The sequence below is a fragment of the Shewanella sp. 10N.286.51.B8 genome, assembly GCF_041469325.1.
Classification (GTDB): domain Bacteria; phylum Pseudomonadota; class Gammaproteobacteria; order Enterobacterales; family Shewanellaceae; genus Shewanella.
Genome location: NZ_JBFRKG010000018.1, coordinates 214,554 through 217,243, shown reverse-complemented (window position 1 = coordinate 217,243; position 2,690 = coordinate 214,554). Strand labels below are relative to the sequence as shown.

At 45.2% G+C, this 2,690-nt stretch carries 1 protein-coding gene; it reads right to left on the bottom strand.

The window, feature by feature from the left end; all coding sequences use genetic code 11:
- Positions 1-2,690 (bottom strand): VCBS domain-containing protein (locus tag AB4160_RS08790; RefSeq protein ID WP_372004242.1); only part of this gene is annotated, 2,690 nt, incomplete at both ends.

Here is a 2,690-nt window from a genome sequence, read left to right as displayed (position 1 = left end):
GTGATTTTTTGTTCAGTGCCATCAACACTGTGAACGATTAAGGTGTCAGTAACTGACTCACCTGTTTTAAGGCCTTGAATCGCTGTCTGAGAATTGTCAGCTGTGTAGGTCCAGTGACCTAATTCATTGATTGATAGAGTGCCAAACTGACCTTGTAATGAGGTGGCTTGAAATTGATTTTGACCGTTGTCGACATCAGTAACAGTGAGGGTACCATCTACTCGAAGCTGCCCTTGATGAACATCTTTATCTTCAGTTAATTGTGCTGTTGAAGCACCCGCAATCACCGCTTTGTCGTCAGTACCGTTAATGGTCACAGTGATTTTTTGCTCTGTGCCGTCAACGCTATGAACTAACACTGTATCGGTAACTGACTCACCGGTTTTAAGGCCTTGAATGTTCGGCTGCGAGTTATCGGCGGTATAGGTCCAGTGACCTAATTCATTGATTGATAGAGTGCCGAATTGACCTTGTAGTGAGGTGGCTTGGAATTGATTTTGACCATTATCCACATCAGTAACAGTGAGGACGCCGTCAACGCGAAGTTGCCCACCGTGAACGTCTTTATCTTCAGTTAAGCTGGCGGTTGAGATACCCGCAATCACCGCTTTATCATCCGTGCCGTTAATGGTCACAGTGATTTTTTGCTCAGTGCCATCAACGCTATGAATTAACACTGTATCAGTAACTGACTCACCTGTTTTAAGGCCTTGAATCGCTGTCTGAGAATTGTCAGCGGTGTAGGTCCAGTGACCTAATTCATTGATTGATAGAGTACCAAACTGACCTTGTAGTGAGGTGGCTTGGAATTGATTTTGTCCCGCATCAACATCAGTAACAGTGAGTGCACCATCGACGCGAAGCTGCCCTTGATGAACATCTTTATCTTCAGTTAATTGTGCTGTTGAAGTACCCGCAATCACCGCTTTATCATCCGTGCCATTAATGGTGACAGTGACTTTCTGCTCAGTGCCATCAACGCTATGAACTAATACTGTATCGGTAACTGACTCACCGGTTTTTAAACCTTGAATGGCTGTTTGTGAGTTGTCGGCGGTGTAGGTCCAGTGACCTAATTCATTGATTGATAGAGTACCAAACTGACCTTGTAAAGTGCTCGCTTGGAATTGATTTTGTCCCGCATCAACATCAGTAACAGTGAGGGCACCATCGACGCGAAGCTGACCACCATGCACGTCTTTATCTTCAGTTAAGCTGGCGGTTGAGGTGCCCGCAATCACCGCTTTGTCGTCGGTACCGTTAATGGTCACAGTGATTTTTTGTTCAGTGCCGTCAACGCTATGAACTAATACTGTATCAGTAACTGACTCACCGGTTTTTAAACCCTGAATGGCGGTTTGTGAGTTATCAGCTGTATAGACCCAGTGACCTAATTCATTGATTGATAGAGTACCAAACTGACCTTGTAGTGAGGTGGCTTGGAATTGATTTTGACCGTTATCGATATCAGTAACAGTAAGGGCGCCATCGACTCGAAGTTGGCCACTATGAACATCTTTATCTTCAGTTAAGCTGGCGGTTGAGGTACCCGCAATCACCGCTTTGTCGTCAGTACCATTGATGGTGACGGTGACTTTTTTCTCTGTGCCATCAACACTATGAACAACAAGGGTGTCAGTAACTGACTCGCCGGTTTTAAGGCCTTGAATGGATGTTTGTGAGTTATCAGCGGTGTAGGTCCAGTGACCTAATTCATTGATTGATAGAGTACCAAACTGACCTTGTAAAGTGCTCGCTTGGAATTGATTTTGACCGTTATCCACATCAGTAACAGTGAGGGCGCCATCGACTCGAAGCTGCCCACTATGCACGCCTTTATCTTCAGTTAAACTGGCGGTTGAGGTACCCGCAATCACCGCTTTATCATCTGTGCCGTTAATGGTGACAGTGATTTTTTGTTCAGTGCCGTCAACCGAGTGAACTAATACTGTATCGGTAACTGACTCACCCGTTTTTAAACCCTGAATGGCGGTTTGTGAGTTATCAGCGGTGTAAGTCCAGTGACCTAATTCATTGATTGATAGAGTACCAAACTGACCTTGTAGTGAGGTGGCTTGAAATTGATTTTGACCATTATCCACATCAGTAACAGTGAGGGCGCCGTCAACGCGAAGTTGCCCACCATGCACGTCTTTATCTTCAGTTAAGCTGGCGGTTGAGATACCCGCAATCACCGCTTTGTCGTCAGTACCGTTGATGGTGACAGTGATTTTTTGTTCAGTGCCGTCAACCGAGTGAACTAATACTGTATCGGTAAGTGACTCACCCGTTTTCAGACTTTGAATAGCATTTTGACTGTTATCAGCGGTGTAGGTCCAGTGACCTAATTCATTGATTGATAGAGTGCCGAATTGACCTTGTAGTGAGGTGGCTTGGAATTGATTTTGTCCCGCATCAACATCAGTAACAGTGAGTGCACCATCGACGCGAAGCTGCCCACCGTGAACGTCTTTATCTTCAGTTAGCTGTGCTGTTGAAGTACCCGCAATCACCGCTTTGTCGTCAGTACCATTGATGGTGACAGTGATTTTTTGTTCAGTGCCATCAACACTGTGAACGATTAAGGTGTCAGTAACTGACTCACCTGTTTTAAGGCCTTGAATCGCTGTCTGAGAATTGTCAGCTGTGTAGGTCCAGTGACCTAATTCATTGATTGATAGAGTGCCAAA